The sequence below is a fragment of the Streptomyces sp. PA03-6a genome (assembly GCF_033792765.1).
In the GTDB taxonomy this organism is placed as follows: Bacteria; Actinomycetota; Actinomycetes; order Streptomycetales; family Streptomycetaceae; genus Actinacidiphila.
Genome location: NZ_JARAVK010000184.1, coordinates 1 through 18,499, shown reverse-complemented (window position 1 = coordinate 18,499; position 18,499 = coordinate 1). Strand labels below are relative to the sequence as shown.

The window sequence follows — 18,499 nt, the reverse complement described above, 5'->3', positions numbered from 1 at the left end:
CGCCACCAAGCGTGCCCCGCGGCACGACGACCGAGCCGTCACCCCCGGCGGCTGAGACCCCCGCCGCCACCCCGCGGCCGTACCGGTCAGGAGAACGATGGGCACCGCCACCCGCGTCCCGCAACGACGCGACGTCCAGGGCGACGAGCTGTCCGGCGACGAGGCCTGGGCCGCGCTGCGCCGGTACGGCGGCTGGAGCCTGCTGCGCGACTCCTTCGTGCGGTTCCGCTACGCCGACGGCTTCAGCCACTCCCGCGCGCTGGCCCTGCAGACGGTCCTGTCGATCGTCCCCTTCGCCATCGCCGTGATCGGACTGTCGAGCGTCCTGCACACCGACGACATCGGCCGCGTCGCCGAACTGACCGTCCGCCGGATCGCCAGCGGACCCAGCCAGGAGGTGATCGACGACGCCCTGCGGCAGAGCCACCGGCAGGGCGACGGCGGCGGGCAGGCGGCCCTGTGGCTGGGGCTGTTGTTCTCCGTCGTCAACGTCACCACCGGCCTGTGCCAGGTCGAACGCGGCGCCAATCGCATCTACGGCGTGGAGCGCGACCGCCCGTTCCTGTACAAGTACAGCCGCGGCCTGGTGATGGCCGTGCTGGCGGGCATGCCGCTGGGCCTCAGCTTCGTCCTCACCGTCCTGGGAGGCCATCTGACGCGGGCCCTGGCGCAGGTTTACCACCTGGACGCCGCCACCACGCACGCCTGGGACCTCCTGCGCTGGCCGCTCGGGATACTCCTCGCGGTGCTCGCCACCAGCGCGATCTTCCGCCGTTCACCCCGCCGTGCCCAGCCCGGCTACACCTGGCTCGCCTTCGGCGCGACGGTGTATCTGGTGCTGTGGAGCGTGTCGACCTGGGCCCTGAGCCTGTACGTCGGGGCGAGCGGATCCTTCACGAGCATGTACGGGCCGCTCAGCGCCTTCGTCGCGCTGCTGCTGTGGTCCTACCTCACCTCGGTCGCGCTCTTCCTCGGCCTGGCGTTCGCCGCGCAACTGGAGGCGGTGCGCGCCGGGGTCCGGCAACCCGCCGCCGACGACCCGGGCGTGTGACACCCGACCGGCGAAGGAGGCCCCGCCCATGCGCATCCCGTACCACTTCACGCACCTGGGACCCGACGCACGTCTGGGCGCCCGGCTGCCGGCCGCGGCGGCCGCCACAGCCGGCATGGCGGTGCCCTTCGCCCTCGCCGTACTGCTGGTGGAATCCGGATGGCCCCCGCTGCGCCGCCTGGACCAGGGCGCCGCCGACCGTCTGCACCGAGCCGCCCTGCAGCACCCGGGCCTGGTGCGCGTGCTCCGCTTCCTCACCGACGTCGTCTGGGACCCGGCGACGCTGCGCGCGCTGGTGGCCGTCCTGGTGGTGTGGCTGCTGACCCGCCGGGCCTGGCGCCTGGCGGCCTGGGCCGCCGTCACCGCGGTCGCCGGAGCCACGACGGGGCTGCTCGCCAAGAACACCGTCGAACGCGCCCGCCCCCACCTGCCGGACCCGGTCGCCCACGCCCCCAGCTTCTCCTTCCCGTCCGGCCACGCCATGACGGCCACCACCTCCTGCGCCGTCCTGCTGCTCGCCCTGCTCCCCCTGGTGCCCAGGGCGTGGCGCCCGCTGCCGTGGGCCCTCGCCGGGATCACGGTGCTCGGCGTCGGCTGCACCCGGGTGGCCCTGGGCGTCCACTGGGTCAGCGACGTCCTGGGCGGCTGGCTGCTGGGCCTGGTCGTGGTCACCGCCACCACCCTCGTCTTCGAGACCTGGCGCGCCGAGACCGGACGCCCCCGCACCGCCCCCTCGCAGGGCCTGGAGCCGGAACTCACCGGGGCCGCCCCCGAATCACCACACGACGTCTGGCGGCCCTGAGGCCCCGGTCAGCCCGACGAGCCGCCGAGCCAGTCGGCCAGGAGGGGGACGACCAGTTCGGGCGCCTCGACCTGGGGGAAGTGCCCCACCGCGGGCGCGTCGTCGAGAACGGTCAGCTTGGAGCGGGGGACGAACTCCGCGATGCGCGAGATCACATGGGCCCCGTTGATGGGGTCCGCCGGGCCCCAGATGAACTGCTGCTCGTCCTCGCACGTGCGCAGCACCTCCGTCCATCGAGCGGCGTGCACCTTCCGTTCGTCCATGTACCGCAGGAGGCCCGGCAGGACTCTGAGGCCGTCGCGCGTCCGCGTCCCGACCCACATGTCGTGCAGCACCGCCCCCGGCAGGGGGCGTCCGGTCAGACGCGCCACTGACGCGGCGAACTTCCCCTCGTCCACGTGCTCGGCCAGGTCCGGCCCGTGGGGGCCGTGGAGCGCCCGCTGCTCGGGGATGGGGCGATGGAGGTCGGGGAAGATGCCTCCGTTGAGCCAGGTCACCGACGTGACCCGGTGCGGGTCGCGGGCCAGGAGTTCCTGGGCGACGGAGACCCCGTAGTCGTGCGCGACCAGAGCCGTGGTCGCGTGGCCGTCCAGCGCCCAGACCGCCTCGACGAGGTCGGCCTGTTCGAGCAGGGAGTAGGTGTGCGGGTAGGGCTTGTCGCTCTCGCCGGGTCCGAGGAAGTCCACCGTGGTCACACGGTGACCCCCGGCCGCCAGGTGCGGCACGACCGCCCAGTCCTGCGAGGACGAGGGGAACCCGTGCAGCAGGGTCACGGGAGGGCCCCCGGGCAGCCCGTCCTGCCGTACGAACACGACGTGGCCGAACCCCGGGAGGCACCGCCGGTCACCACCGGCGATCCACTCCCGACGGGACTGCACGCCGCCGGCCATCATCCCTCCGATCGCCGGACGCGAGCCGCGCGCACGGCACGCCCCCTCACTGCCACCGGCCGGCCTGACCACGCCGTGACCGGCCCGCACCACGGCCGGTCCGGCCGGGTGACCCCGGCCCGTGGACCGGCTCGCGCGGCCGCTGTCACCGCCGCCAGTTCGGCGGCGGCGTGGCGCCGGCGGGAGGGCTGCTGACGGCGGCGCCGAGGGCCGCGCCGAAGACCGCGAGGGGGAGGGCCGCCAGCGGTACGTAGAGGAGCACCCAGCCGATGGCCTCGTGCAGGCCCAGGCCGATCGGGCCGGAGACCGGGTCGCCGTCGATGGGGTGCACCCCGGCCCGCTGGTAGCGGAACGCCTCTATGACGTAGACGGTGAAGGCCGGAAGGCACGTGGCCGCCACCGCCCACACCGCGGCTTGCAGTCCGGCCCGGAACGAGCGGTCGGCGGCCGCGACGAACAGCGAGGCCAGGAACAGGGCCAGTACCGGAACGGTGAGCAGGTAGAGGCCGAGGCTGTCGCCGGAGGCGATGTCGTTGAGGTGGGCGCAGAGGAGGAGCCCGCCGGCGACCGCCACCCCGACGCCGAGGCCCGTGCGACGGGCACGGCGGCTGGTGGTCAGTGCCCGCGGCGGAACGAGCGCGAGCCACAGGCCCGTGGCCAGCAGCACCGCCAGGGTGACGGCGGCGGAGGGAGCCAGCACGACGGAGGCGTCCGTGCCCAGGGAGTAGGCCGTGACGGCGACGCACGCGGCCACGCCCAGCAGGCCCGCGACCGCGGTGGGCAGACCGGGTGCCGGGCGGCGCAGTCGCCGGGCGCGGGAGACGGCGACGGTGGCCAGGGCGCCTGCCAGGCCGACGAACGTCACCGCGAAGAGCCGCAGTTCGGGCAGTGCGCGACCGACCACCGGTCCGGTGCCGGCGACGAGCGCCGCGGCCAGCGCCGCCGCCGCGAGCACTGCCGCGCGGTGCCCGCGCGGCGGGAACAGCGCGGTACGGGCACAGCCGGTCGCGAACGCGCTCCCGGCGGTCCGGCACCTGCGCCAGCTCGGCGGTCATCGCCGAACCCCAGTCGCGGCGGTCGGCCGGCAGCGTCGCGACCGCCGCCGTCAGCAGCCGGGCCGGGGCGTCCATGGCGGCCAACCGGACACCGGACGTGCGCCACCAGGCGGCCCAGAGCAGCGCAGCGGCCAATGCCGCGGGCGCCGCCAGGACGACCGAGGTCACGGCGTACGACAGGAGGTCCTCCTCCGGTGCCGGCGGGCTGCTGCGGCTCAGCAGCAGGACGTAGGCCGCGTCGACGGCGGCGCACACCAGCGCCGCGCCCAGCCGGCCCGTGCGGTTCATGCGCCCTCCCACCCCAGACGCAGCCGGGACCGTTCGGTGACGGTGCCGCGTTCCTGCTCGGCGAGTCCGGCGGCCAGCGCCAAGCCGGCGCCGGTGAGGCGGTACAGGTGCCGCGGGGGCCGTCCGGCCGGTGCGTCGGACTCCCACGTGGTCTCCAGCTGCCCGCGGTCGGCCAGCCGGATCAGGATCGGGTACATCGACCCCGCCCGGATGTCGAGCATGCGGCACAGTTCGTAGCCGTACCGCCAGTCGGTCGGGGTTTCGGCCAGCGCCAGCACCACCGCGATGGTCTGCGCCGAGGGGCGTCGGGACCGCGTCATGCGGATAACTCTATATAGCTAGAGTTGGCCCGGCAAGGGATCGTCGCGAAGCGACGACGGAGCGCAACCCGTGGCTCAGACCGCGGACTTGGTGTCGTCGTGGTCGGTGGACAGTGCCAGGGCCCGCCAGGCGTCCGCCTCCTTGCGGAGCTGGACGATCTTGCCGTCCATCGCGGCGGCGCAGTCGCTGCCCAATTGGGCCCGCATCGGCGGGTGGCCGGAGTCGGCGAGCTCGATCATGGCCCGGGCGCCTTTGACCGGGTCCCCCGGCTGGCCGTGGTTGAGGCCGGGAACGGCGTCGCGCACCGCACCCGCGGTGGCGGCGTAGTCGGCGATCACCTGACCCTCGGTGTGCAGGCTGGACGCGTCGAGGAAGTCGGTGCGGAAATAGCCCGGTTCGACGATGACGACGTGGATGCCCAGCGGGGCCAGTTCGTCGTGGAGGGCCTCGGAGAGCCCCTCCACCGCGAACTTGGTGGAGCAGTAGACGCCGAAGCCGGGCGCGCCTCGGAAACCGCCGATGGAGCTGAGGTTGAGGATGCGGCCCGACCGCTGCCGGCGCATGACCGGAAGGACGGCGCGGGTGACGTTGGCCAGACCGAAGACGTTCGTCTCGTACACCGACCGGAACGCCGCGTCGGAGGTCTCCTCGACCGCTCCCAGGACACCGCGGCCCGCGTTGTTGACCAGGACGTCGATCCTGCCGAAGGCGTACACGGCCGCGTCGACCGCCGCACGGGCCTGCGCCTCGTCGGTCACGTCAAGGGCGACCGCGAGCACCCGGTCGCCGTAGGCGGAGAGCGCCTCCTCCACGTTCCGGGGGTCGCGGGCCGTCGCCACGACGCGGTCACCGCGTTCCAGCGCCTGACGTGCGACCTCCAGGCCGAATCCGCGGGCCGCGCCGGTGATGAACCATGTGATCATGACTGCCGGCCTCCTGGAGTCAGTGCGCGATGAGGTTCTGGCCGCCGTCGATGTCGTACGTCCCGCCGGTGAGCGCGTCGTTGCACATGATGTGGGTGGCCAGGGCGGCGACGTCCGCCGGGCCGACGACCCGCCGGATGGGCAGCTTGGCGCGCAGTTCCTCGCGCCGGGCCTCGAGTCGGTCACCCAGGAGCGACGCCGACAGGGAGGTGTCCACGAAGCCGGCGGCGACGAGGTTCACGCGGATCGGCGCCAGCTCGAGCGCCAGGTTCGCGGTGAGGGCGGGAAGGGCGGCGGTGAGCGCGGAGGTCACGGCCAGGCCGACGCCGGGGCGCCGGCCGCCGGTGCCGCCGATGAACAGCAGCGTGCCGCCGGGGCGGACCTTGTCGGCACTGTGGAGCGCCACCGCCAAGGTCATGGCCAGACGTTCGCTGAAGTGGCGGCGTGCCTCCCCGATGTCCATGTCGGCGAGCGGCATGTAGAAGGGGCTGCCGGCCGTGAGCAGCACGTGGTCGACCGTGCCGGGCAGGCCCTGGAAGAACTCCTTGAGACGGTCGGTGTCGGTGGCGTCGAAGGCCGCCGTGCTCAGGGGCCGGAGCTCGTCCGCGGCCTGCCGCAGCCGCTCGGCGTTGCGTCCGACCAGCACCACCTCGCCGCCACCGGCCCGTACGCGGCGGGCGGTCTCGAAGCCGATGCCCGCGCTGGCCCCGATCACCACGACGGTCTGGCCGGCGAGGTCAGGGGGGTCGTGTGACGCCTTGCCGTCCGTCATGGGCACCTCCGGTTGCCGTAGCCGTCCGTCCCGTCGTGTGGGGGTCAGACCAGCGGCTCGCCGCCGTGCAGCTGCGGGTAGAGCTTGCCGGGGCCGCCGGGCAGGGCCGCCTGGACCTGCCGGGTGACGTCGTCGGCGAGCACCTCGTCCGCTCCGGCCTCCACGCCGTCGAGGGTGGCGCGGGCGACCGCGGCGGGATCGGCCTTCGGACCGCTCACGGCGGCGGCCATCTCCGTCGCGAGGTAGCTGACGTGGAGCGCGGTGACCTGCGTGCCCTGCTCGGCGAGCGCCACCCGCAGGGCGTTGGTGATCGACCATTCGGCGGACTTGGCGGCGGCGTACCCGGCGGTGCGCGGGATGGAGACCCAGGACAGCACGGAGAGCACGTTGACGATCGCGCCGCCCCCGTTGCGCCCGAGGACCGGCGCGAACGCCCTGCTCATGGCGAGGGTGCCGAGGACGTGCGTCTCGAATTCCGTACGGAACGCGTCGAGGTCGGCGGTGAGGACGTTCGCGCGGGTCGTCGAGCCCGCGTTGTTGATCAGGAACGTCACGTCCCCGGCCTGCTCGGCCGCGGCACGGACCGACTCCTGGTCGGTGATGTCCACCGCGATCGGGACGGCGCCGGGGACACCGACCTTCGCGGGGTCGCGGGCTCCCGCGTAGACCTTGGCCGCCCCGGCCTCGAAGAGCGCCCGCACGAACTGCTCTCCGAGCCCGCGGTTGGCTCCGGTGACGAGGGCGACGCACCCTTGGACCTTCATGGAGGCACCTTCCCGGCGTGCGGTCTCGGGGCTGGGGCGCGCGCTCACGGCCCGCCACGGCAGCCCGTGGCCGTCCGTCCTGCCCCCTCGACCTCTTCGAACCCACCCCTTCGAACGTATATCGCCCGGGTTGCCGCCACCACCGGAAGGGCGGGCACTCCTTTGGCGGCGCTCATGATGCCGTGGCCGCCACGGTCCGGAAACTGGGGTTCGGCAGCGGAGTGTCGTGGAGGAGGTCGGCGTGGCGGGCGAGTCTCCCGGCGGGGCGGATCAGCAGGAGTCGTCGGGGCGGACGGCGGACCCGGACGAGACGAACGGTGCGGCGGAGCCCTCCGTGGCCACCGGCGAGCGCCGGACGCTGCTGGACGAGCTGACGAACCCTCCTCCGCCACCCCCACCACCGCCACCGGTCGCGGAGGAGCACACCCCCGTGAGCCCGGTGAGGCTCTGGCTTCCGGTGGTCGTGCTGCTGGCGGTGGTCTTCTGCGTGGTCCAGGCGCTGCGCCCGCTGCCGGCGCCCACGCTGAAGCTGACCGCGGCGCCCTCCTACACGTTCGGCGGCGACGGACCGTCGCTGCCGTGGCCCGCCGAGGGCCAAGCGGTCCTGGAAGCCGAAGGGCTGGGCCGCATCGGTACGTTCGGCGTGCAGCGGCCGGTGCCGATCGCGAGCGTCGCGAAGGTGATGACGGCTTACGTCATCCTGCGCGACCACCCGATCGGGGACGACGGCGAGGGCAAGACCGTCGAGGTCGACCGCAAGGCCGAGGACCAGTTCGGCAGCGGGCAGACGGAGGGGGAGTCCGTCGTCAAGGTCACCGCAGGGCAGAAGCTCAGCGAGTACGAGGCGCTGGAGGCCGTCATGCTGCCCTCGGCCAACAACATCGCCCGCCTGCTGGCCCGTTGGGACGCCGGGACGGAGGAGGCGTTCGTGAGGAAGATGAACGCCACCGCCAGGGAACTCGGGATGGACGACACGACGTACACCGACCCGAGCGGCCTGGAGGCGACCACCGTCAGCACCGCGAGCGACCAGGTCAGGCTGGCGCACGCGGCGATGAAGGACGAGGTCTTCGCGGAACTCGCCGCCAAGACCCGGTACACGGACCTGAACGGCGACGTCCAGAGGAACGTCAACCGGCTCGTCGGCTCCGGCGGCGTCGTCGGCATCAAGACCGGCAGCAGCACCAAGGCGGGCGGCAACCTCCTGTTCGCGGCGGTCCGTGAGTTCGGCGGCACGCAGCAGCTCGTCATCGGAGCGATGCTGGGGCAGCACAAGGCCGACATCCTCGACACGGTGCTGGGCCGCAGCAACACCCTGCTCCAGGCCGCGCTGGGCGCCCTCTCCTCGGACACGCTGGTCAGGAAGGGTGAGGTCGTCGGCTACGTGGACGACGGCCTCGGCGGCCGCACCGAGGTCATCGCGGCCGAGGACGTCCAGGCGATCGGCTGGAGCGGACTGAAGGTCCGCCTCACCCTGCACGCCCCCGAGAACGGCGTCCCGCACGCGGCGCCGGCCGGCGCCCCCATCGGCACCCTCACCGTCGGGGACGACGACAGCGCCGTCAGGGTGCCGGTCGCCCTCGGCCGCCACCTGTCCTCGCCGTCGATCGGCTCGAAGCTCACCCGCCTCGGCTGACGCGGGTCACACGGGCAGCGCTCCCGCGGGGTGACCGTGTTCCCGGCCGCAGGCGGTGAGCGCGAGGACTCCGCGGCCGGTGGCCCGGGTGTGCGCTCCCAGTGCCCCGGGATCGACCGACAGGCGCGCCGCGATGTCCGTCGCGTAGCAAACGTCGGGGATCCCGAGCTCCTCCTTGACCTGACGATAGTGGGCGCGGAAAGCCTCGGGGTCCGAAGGGTCCACACCGTCGAAGGCGCCCTGGGGGAAGCCGTCGTCCTGATGCGGCAGGAGCAGGCCGGACTCGGCGGGGTGCGGAGGGCCGTCGTCCCCACGTTCCTCGGCGACGAACGCGTCGTAGTGGCGCAGCACCTGTCCGCCCTCGGCGACGCACCAGGCCGTCCAGCCGTCACCGCAGCTCATTCCGTACCAGTGCGCGGCTCCGAACCTGCTGCCGAGTTCGGCGCACCGCCGGCGCACGACGTCCTCCAGGGCCGCCTCCCGATCGTCGGCGTCGGTGATGTGGTGGGCGTCGTGGGAGGAGTGGCCGAAGACGAGGGTCCAGCCCTCCAGAGAGGGGCTGACGAAGACGCGTGCGCAGTCCTGGTGCGGGAGGCCGCGGCCCCGACGGTGGCGGTCGTGGTTCCAGGCCACCGAGCCCGTCCGGATGGTGACGGGCTCCGGGTCGCCCAGCTCGAACGCCGCGAGCACGGCGTCCTGATCGGAGGTCGGGAGCGCGTACCAGGAACCGCACAGATGCATGCCTGCCGGGACCTCGGTGAGCAACTTGATCGAGGTCAGCCGGCGCCATGCCGCCAGGTCCCGGGCGCTGAGGGCGGCAGGCCCGCCGATGGCCGCGAGCGCCTCCAGGGCCCCGGAGCGCGTCCAGGGCCCGGTCGCGGGCCGCTGCCGCACGTGCCGCAGCCCGGGGACGGCTCCCCTGCCGATCGCCGTGAGCGTCGAGACCGCTGTCTGCCGGACCTCGTCGTCCGGGTCCCCCAGCAGGGGGAGCAGCAGGTCGACGAACGCCGCCGCGGCCTCGCCCCGGCGCTGGAAGGAGGACAGCGCGCTCATGCGGACCTGTGCGTCCCGGTGCGTCAGGAGGGGCCCGAGGACGAGCGGGTCGGACACCTCCAATCGTCCGAGGGCCCAACGGAGCCTCCTGAGCGCCTCTGGGGAGCCCGCCGACGCGACCGCCTCCACGAGGGGGAGGAGAGCGGGCTCTCCGATCCGGCACAGCACGTCCGCGGCGACGGTCCGGTCCACGGGTGAACGTTCGTCGCGCAGCACGTCGAGCACCGCCTCGACCACGACCTCCCCTTGTTCCACGAGGGCGTCGCGGGCCGGCCGCGTCCTGTCCCACGAGCCCGAGAGCTCCCCGGTCAGCAGTTCCTTGTCCATGGCGGGCACCCCGGATCCCTAGACGAGGTAGCCGGCGACCAGGTCGGCGAACTCCTGCTCGCTGAGCACCCTCGTGCCCAGTTCCTGGGCCTTGGCGAGCTTGGACCCCGCGCCCTGGCCCGCGACGAGGATGGTGGTCTTCTTCGACACGCTGCCGGAGGAAGTGCCGCCGGCGTTGCTGACGAGCTCGTTCATCTCGTTGCGGTTCCTGCCGGCGAGGGGCCCGTTCATGCCGCCCGTGATGACGACGACCTGACCGTCCAGGGGCTTCGCCTCGCCGGGCGTGACGGCGGCGGCCGGCGTCACGGGCTCGGTCATGGTGACGCCCGCGGCGACGAGCTTGTCGATGACGGGTCCCATGGCCGCGATGTGGGCCGCGATCTTGGGGGCGTTGGCCGCCGGGAGCTTGTGCACCGCGGCCAGGGCGTCGGCGTCGGCGGCGCGTATCGCGTCCATCGTGCCGAAGTGACGGGCGATCTCCCGCGACAGCGTACGGCCCGTGCGGACGATGCCGAGCGCGCAGAACACCCGGTTGAGGGGCTTGGCCCTGGCCGCCTCGATCTGCGCCACCACGGTGTCGGCGCGCTTCTCGCTGCGGGTCGCGTCGACCAGTTGCCCACGTGTGAGGCCGAACAGGTCGGCCACGTCGGCGACCGCGCCGCCGTCGACGAGGGCCTCCAGGTAGGTGACGCCGAGACCGTCGATGTCGAGCTGGTCGCGGCCCACGGCGTACCGCAGCGCGGCGAGCAGCCCGCATCCGCCGCCGGTGCCGCCCGCGCACTCCCACCGTTCGCCGGAGGTGTCGATCTCGCCGCCGCACGTCGGGCACGACTCGGGGAACACCACGGGCGTCTCGTCGCCCGTGCGCAGTTCCACCACGGGTGCCTCGATGCGGGGGATGATGTCGCCGGCCTTCCACACCATGACGGTGTCGCCGATCATCATGCCGCTGTCGCGGATGAACTTCGGGTTGTGCAGCGTCGCGTACCGGACGACGCTGCCGTCGACCTCGACCGGCTCCAGCACGGCCCGCGGTGCGATGATGCCGGTGCGTCCGACGTTCCACTCCACCGCCAGGAGCTTCGACTGCCGGACGGCGGCGGCGAGTTTGTACGCCGTCGCCCAGTGCGGGTGGCGGGTGGCGAACCCGGCCTTCTCCTGCTCGGCGACCGCGTCGGCCTTGATGACGACCCCGTCGATGCCGAACGGCAGCTCCGCGCGCAGCCCGGCGATCTCGTCGACGCGGCGCTGCACCTCCTCCACGGTGCCGCAGACACGCGGCCCGGCCGGTGTCGCGGCCGTGGTCTGCACCCCCGCGGCGGCGACCGCCTCCATCATCTCCGTGTGCGTGTCAGCGGTCAGACCGACCACGCCGTACGCGTAGAAGGTCGTCTCGATCACGTAGGTGCGGTCCTTGGCGCGCAGCGTCCCGGCCGTGCCGTTGCGCGGGTTGGAGAACACCTTCGCCCCGTGGGCCGTGCGTATGGCGTTGGCCGCCGCGAACTGCTCGCGGGTGAGCAGGACTTCCCCGCGCACCTCGAAGGTGGCCGGTGAGTTCAGCTCCAGGGGCAGGCCCACGATCGACCCGATCGCATGGGAGACGTCCTCGCCGAAGGTGCCGTCGCCCCGGGTGACGAGCTGCGTCAGGCGCCCGTCCACGTACCGGGCGGCGATGGCCGCGCCGTCCAGCTTGGGCTCGGTGACGTAGCCGCCCTGAACCGGCGCGCCCAGACGGCGGGCGACGGACGCGTCCCACTTCACCAGTTCCTCGGGGCTGAACACATTGTCGAGGGACAACATGGGAACGGTGTGGGCGACATCGCCCGCCGGGGCGGCACCACCGCCCACCTTGCCCGTGGGGGAGTCCTCCCGGACGTCCTCGGGGTGCTCCAGCTCGTAGTCGCGGATGCGCCCGGCCAGTAGGTCGTACGCGGCGTCGTCCAGCGGGCTCGTCCCGTCGGCGTAGTAGGCGGCGCACGCCTGCAGGGCCGTGTCGACGGCGGAGCGGTAGTCCTCACGGGACATCAGCGGGGCAGCGATCACTGTCGTCATGTGCCGCATCTTGGTGCACGGGTCTGACAGTGAGGCGGTCAAGCGCGCGGGCAGGGCCCGTCAGCGGCCGCCGGCCGGTCGAACGCCCGTCAGGCGGACTCCTTGCCGATGCCGCCGGACGCCTTGCACAGCAGCCGGGCGGCCCCGTCCGCGAGTTCGCGGACGACGTCGAGGGCCGACTCGATGCGGGAGACCGTGCCGACCGCCTCGCCCGCGTAGAGGGCCATCGCGTCCAGGTGCCCGGTCGTGGTCCGGAGCGGGCAGACCGGGCTGGACGCCGGGACGGGTACGGGCACGCCGCCCAGCACCGCCTCGCCGGCGGTGTCGGTGTCCAGGGCGCGTGCGCGCTCGACGCACTCCGACAGGACGCGGTGCGGCGCGTCGGGCCATCCGGTCGAGAACTGCGTCGTCAGTACGGTGTCGCCGGCGCCCGCCCTGATCAGGGCCTCCTTGTACCGCGGGTGCGCGTCGGACTCGTGCGTGGCGACGAACCGCGTGCCGATGCGGGCCGCGTGCGCCCCGGCGGCCAGCACCGCGGCGAGGGACCGCGCGGTGCCGATGCCGCCCGCCGCGACGACCGGGACGTCGACCGCGTCGAGCACCTCGTCGAGGAGCGGGAGCAGGGGCCGTACCCCGCGCACGTGGCCGCCCGCCTCCCTGCCCTGGGCGACGACGAAGTCGCACCCCGCGTCGGCCGCGGCCCGGGCCTCCTCGACCGAACCCACCTGCCAGGCGGCCAGCGCCCCGCCGCGCTTGGCACGGGTGACCAGGCGGGGTACGGGATCCGCGTAGAAGAACTCGACGACCGGCATCCGCTCCGCGGCGACGTCGACGCACGCCTCGTCTTCGAGCAGCGGCAGGATGAAGTTGACCCCCACCGGGCGGGAGGTGCGCCGCCGTACCGCGTCGAGCAGGTCGGTGAGGACGGGCGGTGGCACCATCGGGTAGCCCACCATGCCGAGCGCCCCCGCCGCGGACACCGCGTCGGCGAGGTCCAGCCCGCTCACCCAGCCCATGCCGGCCAGCTGGACCGGCACGTCGCAGCCGACGAGGTCGGTGAACGGGGTGCGCAGCGGGATGGGTACGGTCGCCATGTGCTGATGCAAGCGCCCGCCGTCGCGCTGTCGCCACTGCGACGCGGCACGCGGGCGGAGCGTCACCCCGACGGCCGATGCGCCGCCTCGACGGGGTGACGCCGGATGAAGTCGAGGACGGTCCACGCGACGAGGGAGGGGTCCTCCAGGGGCATCGCGTGGCTGACGCCCGGGAGCGTCACCTGGCGGGCCCGGGCGAGCCGCCCGGCCAGCGCGCGGTTCCGCGCCCGGTAGGGGCTGTTGAGGCGCTCCCCCTCGCCGCCGGCCACCAGGAGCACCGGCTGCGGCAGGCCTTCGAGGCCGGCCACGTCGGCGTCCCACGCGGCGAACGCCGCTCGCTCGTGGTCGAAGAAGTACCTGCCGCTGAGCACCGACTTCCTGAAGCCTTCCGTGCCGAGCACACGGGTCATGACGTCCAGGTAGCCGGGGGCGCACACGCTCCCCGGGAAGAAGCCGTAGGCCCGCGCCAGGTCGCCCTCCTCCGCGGCGGCGACGGCCCGGCGCATGGCGTCGCTCTCCGGCTCGTCGGGGGCGTACGGGAACGCCGGTTCCAGCAGCACCATCGACCCGACGAGCTCCGGGTGCGCGGCGGCCAGTTGCAGGGTGATGGTGCCGCCGGTCGAGTGGCCGACCACATGCGCCTGCCCGATCCCCCGGGCGGTGAGCACCTCCGCGAGGTGCCGGGCGTGGTCGGTGACGCCCAGCCGACCGCTCAGGTCCCGGCTCCGGCCGTACCCGGCGCGGTGGGTGCGTACGACCCGCAAGCCGGGGAGCAGCCCGGCGAGCGGTGCGAACCAGTCGGCGCCGAAGGAGGCGTGGACGAGCAGTACCGCCTCGCCGTCCCCCTCGTCCCAGAAGGCGATGTCGGCGTCCGGTGTCACGATGTGCTGCTCCGCTCGCATGGGCATTCGCCTCGGAGTGGGTGCCGTCCCTGCTGCCATGTGGTGGTTTGTGCAACTTCACGCGAGGCGATGCTGTTCCCGGCGGGGCGATTCCCCGTGGCCGGTCACCCTGCGGATCGGCCGCTTCGCGGTGAGTGCCGTTGCTCGCGGCGACCGGGACGGCCGTGACGTCGCCGTGCGCTCCGGTCACCGGATGCGATGCTGGACAGCGTGGGTCATCACCGGTGGAGATGACCGTCCGGTTCGGGCCACGGGAAAGGGACGGCGGCGGTTCGCATGGATCTGCGGCAGATGGAAGTGGTGGTCGCGGTCGCCGAGGAGGGCGGGTTCACGGCGGCGGCGCAGCGGCTGCACGTGGTGCAGTCCGCGGTGTCCGGCACGGTGCGGGCCCTGGAGAAGGAACTGGGCAGCGCCTTGTTCGACCGGACCACGCACCGCGTGTCGCTGACCCCGGCGGGGGAGGCGTTCGTGCCCGCCGCCCGTGCGGCGCTCCGCGCGGCCGAGGAGGCGCGAGCGGTGGTCGACGCCGTACGGGGTGAGGTGCGCGGACGCGTGACGGTCGCCATCATGCAGGGCGTCTGGGCCGGCCTGCACCGCGCCCTGGCGGGACTGCGCGCGGAGCACCCCGGGGTGAGCGTACGTCTGCAGCAGGCACCGGTGGCCAACGTCCGGCAGGCGCTGAGCGAGGGCACCGTGGACCTCGGCGTGGTGGCGCTCGACCGGCAGCAGCAACGGGGACTGGTGACCCGTCTGCTGTCGCGCGAGGAGATGCTGCTGGTGTCCTCGCCGACGCGTGCCTTCGCCGAGGAGGATCTGGTGCGCCTCCAGGAGATCTCCGGCATGCCCTTCGTGGACTTCCTGCCCGGCTGGGCCATCCGCTACTCGGTGGACCGGGCCTTCCGGGCCGCCGCCGTGGAGCGGTCCACGGTGTTCGAGGTGAACGACATCGTGGCGGCGTCCGAGCTGGTCCGGCACGACCTCGGGGTGTGCATCATGCCGGCGTCGATCGCGGCCCGGTTCCCGGACCTCTCCGTACGCCGGTTCGTGCAGCACGCGCCCGCCTGGAAGGTCATGGTGGTCCGCCGCCGGGGAGACATGTCGCCCGCGGTCGAGGCGCTGCTGCGGCACATCACCCCCCGGACGGCGGCGGAGACGACGGGATGAGAACGGTGGGATGAGCACGGCGGGGCCCGCCGGCCGGAGGCGTTACCGGATCACGGCCGCCGCGCTCGCGGGCGCGGTGTCCTTGCGGCCGGGCCGGCGCTCCGTCGCCCAGTAGGCGAGGGAGATCAGCGGCAGGGCGGCACCGAGGACGCTCACCGCCGTCCAGCCGCCGGCGTGGTAGGCGAGCGACCCGAGCTGCGAGCCGAGTGCGCCACCCGCGAAGAAGACGGCCATGAAGGCGCTGTTGAGCCGTGACCGGGCACCGGCGTCGAGCTGGTAGATCGTGTGCTGGCCGAGGACGAGGGTGGTCTGCACGGCCATGTCGATCAGGATCCCGGCAAGGGCGATCAGGACGATCTGGTGCTGCCCGAATCCCGCCAGGGCGAAGGCCGGCGCCGCCACGGCGAGGGCGATGCCCGTCACGGGACGCACGAGCCCGCGGTCCGCCCAGCGGCCGGCCAGCGGTGCCACCGCGGCACCGGCGACGCCCACCAGCGCGAACACTCCGACGCCGATCGGCGAGTAGTGGAACCGCGGCCCGGTGAGGAGGAAGGAGACGGTGGTCCAGAAGGCGCTGAACGCGGCGTACATCGCCGCCTGGTACAGCCCCCGGCGCAGCAGCGCGGGGTGGGTGCGCACCAGCCGGAACATGGAGCGCAGCACCTGGCCGTAGGCGAGCGACGTGGTGGGGGCCTGCTGCGGCAGTGCCGCGCGCAGCGCCAGGGCGAGGAGGGCCATCAGGACCGCGGAACCCAGGTACACGTAGCGCCAGCCCGCGACGTCGGAGACCAGGCTGCTGACCGTGCGGGAGAGCAGGATGCCGACGAGCAGGCCGCTCATGACGCGGCCGACGACGCGGCCGCGGGAATGGTCGGGCGCCAGGCTCGCGGCGAACGGGACGAGGATCTGGGCGACCACCGACGTGGCGCCGCTGACCAGCGACGCGGCGAACAGCATCGCGAAGCTGGTCGCGAAGCCGGCCACCGCGAGGGCGACGGTGGCGACGAGGAGCAGGGCGATGACCAGCCGGCGCTTCTCCAGCCGGTCGCCGAGCGGCACGAGGAAGAGCATGCCGGCCACGAAGCCGATCTGCGTCACGGTGATCAGCGCGCCTGCCGTGGCGGTGTCGACGTGGAAGACCTGGCCGAGCGAGGACAGCAACGGCTGGGCGTAGTACAGGTTGGCGATGGACATGCCCGACGCCACGGCGAGCAGCCCCACCAGCCATCCCGGCACGCTGCGGGCGGCCTCGGCGGCCTCGGCGGCCTCGGCGGCCTCGGCGGACGCGGCGGGCGTGGGGCCCTGCGGGGACTGGGAAGCGGGGGAAGCGGTCACGGAACCCCTTCGTAACGTGAACCGCCGAGGCGGTCCGGGTGTGCTGGACGGTCGCCGAGCGGGCTTTTGGCTGCTCAGCTGCATGCTCCAGCGTCGGCACGGTTCGCATGCTTCCTCGATGCGCGAGATGAATCGTGATGCCGGTCATCTCGAACAGAGATGATGGCGGGTGCAGGCAGACCCGGTGGGTTACTGAACGGGGGCTAGTGCCACAACTGCCGGGAGCCGCCTGATTCCGTTGCCTCATGCGCGGTGAGGGCGAGCCGCCCTCCGTCGCGCACCGCGATGACGTCGACCATGAGTGTGCCGTTCGCGTCGAGGCGCAGGGTGAAGACCGGGTCGAGGGCCATCAGGAAGTCGAATCCCTCCTCCCCCGAGAGCGGGCCGGCGAGTGTCGCCTGGCAGGTCCAGGTGGAGCCGGCGACCTCGATCTCGACGTGCACCTCGAACGAGCCCAGGCACGTCGACCGGTTGGCCCACCACTCGAGCGTCGCCGCCCCCGCGTAGCTGTCCACGGTCCGAGTATCCGGCCTCGAGGTTTCGTGACGGTCCGTCGGTCGTCAGGGGACCGGAAGGCGCTCTACCGGCGGACCGCCGAGATCAGTCCGCCGGGCCGCTCCTCGCCCTGCGGCGGGGTGCCGATCGGGCGGCCGTAGGCGGCAGCGCGCTCGCGCAGGGTGTGGCTGCCGGCCTCCCAGCCGTGCCCGGCCAGCCAGCCCACCGGGTCGTCGGGCATCTCCGAGACCCACATGGACGCCGCCGATCCCGGCACGGCGTCCGCGCCGAAGCGCTCGATCACGCCGCGCGAGCCCAACGTCAGCCCCATCCGACTGCCTGGCGCCGACCGCGCGCTGATCCGGTCCAGCAGCAGCTCCACTGCGTCCTCGGGCAGATAGATCAGCAGACCTTCGGCGATCCACACGGTCGGCAGGGCCGGGTCGTGCCCTGCGGCGGCCAGCGCGCCCGGCCAGTCCTCACGCAGATCCACCGCGACGGTGATCCGCTCGCAGCGTGCGACGGCCCGCTCGTGGCGCAGCACCGAAGCCTTGAAGTCCAGTGGCGCGGCGGTGTCGACCTCGAACAGCCGGGTGCCCTCGGGCCAGTCCATCCGGAAGGCCCGGCTGTCCATGCCGGCGCCGAGCAGCACGACCTGCCGGACCCCGGACGCGGAGGCCTGCAGCAACAGGTCGTCGAGGAACTTCGTCCTGATGACGATGGAGAACGAGACCGCCAGCCGGCGGCGTCGCGCGGTCTCGTCACCGGGCGGCGGCGAGGAGGGCCACAGGCCGCCGGCGGTGGCGAAGGCCTGTGCCAGTGGGTCGCGGAACAGCGCGTCCTCCCGCTCGGTCTCCAGCGCGCGCACCCTGGCCACCCCCACCGCGGTGGCCCACACTCCCGACGGCTGGACCCGCTCCTGCTCATCAGTCACCGCGCCAGCCTAATCACCTTGGTCCAGGGCCGGTGGTGGGGGCTGATCGCCTACGGGCAGCCCACCTCGTGAAAGCTCGAGGCTAGGATCGGCCTGCCACGCGGACCGAGGACAGGTGGGGATGGGACATGGCCGGCCGGGTCACGGCGGTGAGCCGCCATGCGACGTACGCCTTCAGCAAGCCCAATCGTGAGTCCGTCACGCTGCTCGCCGGGCTCGGCGTCGAAGGGGACGTCCACGCAGGCGAGACGATCCGCCACCAGTTCCGGATGACCTACGAGCCCGACCTGCCGAACCTGCGCCAGGTCCACCTGATGCACGAGGAACTCTTCGACGAGCTCGCGCTCAAGGGCTTCGACGTCTCGGCCGGCCGGCTCGGCGAGAACATCACCACCCGCGGCGTGGACCTGCTGGGCCTGCCCACCGGCACCCTGCTGCACCTCGGCGACGAGGCCGTGGTGGAGGTGACGGGGCTGCGCAACCCCTGCGCGAAGATCAACGACTTCCGCAAGGGCCTGCTCGGCGAGATGTTCGCGCTGGATCCGGTGTCGGGGGAGTTCACCTTCAAGTCCGGCGTCATGGGCGTGGTCCGCTGCGGCGGAGTCGTCCGCCCCCAGGACCCCGTCGAGGCCGAACTCCCG

At 73.3% G+C, this 18,499-nt stretch carries 19 protein-coding genes; 6 read left to right on the top strand and 13 right to left on the bottom strand.

Annotation, left to right across the window (positions count from 1 at the left end; all coding sequences use genetic code 11):
- Positions 1 to 97: 97 nt before the first annotated feature.
- A complete protein-coding gene (locus PV350_RS33195; RefSeq protein WP_499510230.1) occupies positions 98 to 1,051 on the top strand; it encodes a YihY/virulence factor BrkB family protein in 954 nt (317 codons plus the stop codon).
- A 28-nt stretch (positions 1,052 to 1,079) separates the two neighbouring features.
- Positions 1,080 to 1,853, top strand: a complete 774-nt coding sequence (locus PV350_RS33190) for a phosphatase PAP2 family protein (RefSeq protein ID WP_500337378.1) — start codon at positions 1,080 to 1,082, stop codon at positions 1,851 to 1,853.
- Positions 1,854 to 1,861: 8 nt separating this feature from the next.
- Here PV350_RS33190 and PV350_RS33185 read toward each other — a convergent pair whose 3' ends face one another.
- Complete coding sequence (locus PV350_RS33185; protein ID WP_500337377.1) at positions 1,862 to 2,731, bottom strand: alpha/beta fold hydrolase; 870 nt, start codon at positions 2,729 to 2,731, stop codon at positions 1,862 to 1,864.
- A gap of 157 nt (positions 2,732 to 2,888) precedes the next feature.
- Positions 2,889 to 3,698 (bottom strand): hypothetical protein, encoded by an 810-nt coding sequence (locus PV350_RS33180; protein ID WP_500337376.1) that lies wholly within the window; start codon positions 3,696 to 3,698, stop codon positions 2,889 to 2,891.
- 173 nt (positions 3,699 to 3,871) lie between these two features.
- Between PV350_RS33180 and PV350_RS33175 the strand changes: the two genes are divergently transcribed.
- Positions 3,872 to 4,030: a hypothetical protein gene (locus PV350_RS33175; RefSeq protein WP_500337375.1), complete on the top strand. Its 159-nt coding sequence runs from the start codon at positions 3,872 to 3,874 to the stop codon at positions 4,028 to 4,030.
- 52 nt (positions 4,031 to 4,082) lie between these two features.
- On the opposite strand, the gene PV350_RS33170 is transcribed toward PV350_RS33175, so the two are convergent.
- From PV350_RS33170 to PV350_RS33155, 4 genes are all read right to left on the bottom strand, one after another.
- Positions 4,083 to 4,406, bottom strand: a complete 324-nt coding sequence (locus PV350_RS33170) for a PadR family transcriptional regulator (protein ID WP_499510226.1) — start codon at positions 4,404 to 4,406, stop codon at positions 4,083 to 4,085.
- Between the two features lie 75 nt (positions 4,407 to 4,481).
- A complete protein-coding gene (locus PV350_RS33165) occupies positions 4,482 to 5,330 on the bottom strand; it encodes an oxidoreductase (protein WP_499510225.1) in 849 nt (282 codons plus the stop codon).
- 19 nt (positions 5,331 to 5,349) lie between these two features.
- Positions 5,350 to 6,102, bottom strand: coding sequence for an SDR family oxidoreductase (locus PV350_RS33160; RefSeq protein ID WP_499510224.1), 753 nt, complete (start codon positions 6,100 to 6,102; stop codon positions 5,350 to 5,352).
- Positions 6,103 to 6,146: 44 nt separating this feature from the next.
- Positions 6,147 to 6,866, bottom strand: coding sequence for an SDR family oxidoreductase (locus tag PV350_RS33155; protein ID WP_499510223.1), 720 nt, complete (start codon positions 6,864 to 6,866; stop codon positions 6,147 to 6,149).
- A gap of 241 nt (positions 6,867 to 7,107) precedes the next feature.
- On the opposite strand from PV350_RS33155, the gene PV350_RS33150 reads away from it, so the two are divergent.
- Positions 7,108 to 8,502, top strand: coding sequence for a serine hydrolase (locus PV350_RS33150; RefSeq protein ID WP_500337374.1), 1,395 nt, complete (start codon positions 7,108 to 7,110; stop codon positions 8,500 to 8,502).
- A gap of 6 nt (positions 8,503 to 8,508) precedes the next feature.
- On the opposite strand, the gene PV350_RS33145 is transcribed toward PV350_RS33150, so the two are convergent.
- The 4 genes from PV350_RS33145 to PV350_RS33130 form a co-directional block, all read right to left on the bottom strand.
- Positions 8,509 to 9,882 carry a HEAT repeat domain-containing protein gene (locus PV350_RS33145; RefSeq protein ID WP_500337373.1) on the bottom strand — a complete coding sequence of 458 codons (1,374 nt, stop codon included), beginning with the start codon at positions 9,880 to 9,882 and terminating at the stop codon, positions 8,509 to 8,511.
- 18 nt (positions 9,883 to 9,900) lie between these two features.
- Positions 9,901 to 11,934 carry an NAD-dependent DNA ligase LigA gene (gene ligA / locus PV350_RS33140; RefSeq protein WP_500337372.1) on the bottom strand — a complete coding sequence of 678 codons (2,034 nt, stop codon included), beginning with the start codon at positions 11,932 to 11,934 and terminating at the stop codon, positions 9,901 to 9,903.
- Positions 11,935 to 12,023: 89 nt separating this feature from the next.
- Positions 12,024 to 13,028, bottom strand: a complete 1,005-nt coding sequence (locus tag PV350_RS33135) for an NAD(P)H-dependent flavin oxidoreductase (protein ID WP_500337371.1) — start codon at positions 13,026 to 13,028, stop codon at positions 12,024 to 12,026.
- A 62-nt stretch (positions 13,029 to 13,090) separates the two neighbouring features.
- Positions 13,091 to 13,930, bottom strand: a complete 840-nt coding sequence (locus PV350_RS33130) for an alpha/beta fold hydrolase (protein WP_500337370.1) — start codon at positions 13,928 to 13,930, stop codon at positions 13,091 to 13,093.
- 276 nt (positions 13,931 to 14,206) lie between these two features.
- On the opposite strand from PV350_RS33130, the gene PV350_RS33125 reads away from it, so the two are divergent.
- On the top strand, positions 14,207 to 15,094 hold the full coding sequence (locus tag PV350_RS33125) for a LysR family transcriptional regulator (protein ID WP_500337369.1): 888 nt from the start codon (positions 14,207 to 14,209) through the stop codon (positions 15,092 to 15,094).
- Between the two features lie 42 nt (positions 15,095 to 15,136).
- Here the strand turns inward: PV350_RS33125 and PV350_RS33120 are convergent, their stop codons facing one another.
- From PV350_RS33120 to PV350_RS33110, 3 genes are all read right to left on the bottom strand, one after another.
- Positions 15,137 to 16,429 carry an MFS transporter gene (locus PV350_RS33120; protein WP_500337368.1) on the bottom strand — a complete coding sequence of 431 codons (1,293 nt, stop codon included), beginning with the start codon at positions 16,427 to 16,429 and terminating at the stop codon, positions 15,137 to 15,139.
- Positions 16,430 to 16,632: 203 nt separating this feature from the next.
- Positions 16,633 to 16,944 carry a hypothetical protein gene (locus PV350_RS33115; RefSeq protein WP_500337367.1) on the bottom strand — a complete coding sequence of 104 codons (312 nt, stop codon included), beginning with the start codon at positions 16,942 to 16,944 and terminating at the stop codon, positions 16,633 to 16,635.
- A gap of 65 nt (positions 16,945 to 17,009) precedes the next feature.
- The gene (locus PV350_RS33110) at positions 17,010 to 17,822 is read right to left on the bottom strand and encodes a class I SAM-dependent methyltransferase (RefSeq protein WP_500337379.1); all 813 of its coding nucleotides are present in this window, start codon (positions 17,820 to 17,822) and stop codon (positions 17,010 to 17,012) included.
- Between the two features lie 164 nt (positions 17,823 to 17,986).
- Here PV350_RS33110 and PV350_RS33105 point away from each other — a divergent pair.
- Positions 17,987 to 18,499: MOSC domain-containing protein (locus PV350_RS33105; protein WP_500337366.1), on the top strand; the 513-nt coding region annotated here is incomplete at its 3' end.

What these genes read in the sequence shown, in the direction of transcription:
- PV350_RS33195 (WP_499510230.1), top strand. Translation starts at nt 98, where the DNA reads ATGGGCACCGCCACCCGCGTCCCGCAACGACGCGACGTCCAGGGCGAC.
- PV350_RS33190 (WP_500337378.1), top strand. Translation starts at nt 1,080, where the DNA reads ATGCGCATCCCGTACCACTTCACGCACCTGGGACCCGACGCACGTCTG.
- PV350_RS33175 (WP_500337375.1), top strand. Translation starts at nt 3,872, where the DNA reads ATGGCGGCCAACCGGACACCGGACGTGCGCCACCAGGCGGCCCAGAGC.
- PV350_RS33170 (WP_499510226.1), bottom strand. Translation starts at nt 4,406, where the DNA reads ATGACGCGGTCCCGACGCCCCTCGGCGCAGACCATCGCGGTGGTGCTG.
- PV350_RS33165 (WP_499510225.1), bottom strand. Translation starts at nt 5,330, where the DNA reads ATGATCACATGGTTCATCACCGGCGCGGCCCGCGGATTCGGCCTGGAG.
- PV350_RS33160 (WP_499510224.1), bottom strand. Translation starts at nt 6,102, where the DNA reads ATGACGGACGGCAAGGCGTCACACGACCCCCCTGACCTCGCCGGCCAG.
- PV350_RS33155 (WP_499510223.1), bottom strand. Translation starts at nt 6,866, where the DNA reads ATGAAGGTCCAAGGGTGCGTCGCCCTCGTCACCGGAGCCAACCGCGGG.
- PV350_RS33145 (WP_500337373.1), bottom strand. Translation starts at nt 9,882, where the DNA reads ATGGACAAGGAACTGCTGACCGGGGAGCTCTCGGGCTCGTGGGACAGG.
- ligA (WP_500337372.1), bottom strand. Translation starts at nt 11,934, where the DNA reads ATGACGACAGTGATCGCTGCCCCGCTGATGTCCCGTGAGGACTACCGC.
- PV350_RS33135 (WP_500337371.1), bottom strand. Translation starts at nt 13,028, where the DNA reads ATGGCGACCGTACCCATCCCGCTGCGCACCCCGTTCACCGACCTCGTC.
- PV350_RS33130 (WP_500337370.1), bottom strand. Translation starts at nt 13,930, where the DNA reads ATGCGAGCGGAGCAGCACATCGTGACACCGGACGCCGACATCGCCTTC.
- PV350_RS33125 (WP_500337369.1), top strand. Translation starts at nt 14,207, where the DNA reads ATGGATCTGCGGCAGATGGAAGTGGTGGTCGCGGTCGCCGAGGAGGGC.